Source organism: Campylobacter concisus (assembly GCF_002913045.1).
Taxonomy (GTDB): domain Bacteria; phylum Campylobacterota; class Campylobacteria; order Campylobacterales; family Campylobacteraceae; genus Campylobacter_A; species Campylobacter_A concisus_AP.
The window spans coordinates 1-492 of the sequence record NZ_PPAF01000015.1 but is presented as its reverse complement, the minus strand read 5'-3'; the positions used below and the strand labels follow the sequence as shown (position 1 = coordinate 492).

Annotated in this window: 1 protein-coding gene; it reads left to right on the top strand. The window is 45.9% G+C overall.

Annotation, left to right across the window (positions count from 1 at the left end; all coding sequences use genetic code 11):
* Positions 1 to 309: 309 nt before the first annotated feature.
* Positions 310 to 492, top strand: a 183-nt coding sequence (locus CYP43_RS09590; protein ID WP_219808131.1) for a hypothetical protein, incomplete at its 3' end; no start/stop codon positions are given.

Here is a 492-nt window from a genome sequence, read left to right as displayed (position 1 = left end):
CGCTTATTTTATCCAAACGTCCGTACTAGCTGATTAAGTTCTCGCACCTGCCCTCGGATACGCCAGCTTGCTGTAGCAGTGATCTTTGGAGATCGTTTTTCTGTCTTGTTTTTCTCGGCAAGGTAATGTCCAGTCTCTCGCTCTCATCACTCATTTTTTGGAAAACCTGTAGCTTTTTATCGACTGTGCTTAGGTTAAAGCTGCCATTCGTTGTGTAAATTTTATCTTTCGCCTCGCCTGTTGCGCGGTGAGCTTTGGCATCGATCTTCTATTTTGAAATGGCTATCACATCTACGTTTGCGCCACTGCTTGCTAAAATTTTACAGTCTAAGTTTAAAAGCACTTCGCCCCCGGCAATCACCAAAAGATCAGGCGGGCTCAGCTCGTCACATCAAAGCGCCCTGGATGTCAAACGCAATTTCATCTGAGCGTAGAAGTTATTGGAGATTAAGGGCATGTGGCGGTAGTTTTGCTTTGGCCACTCGCCATACC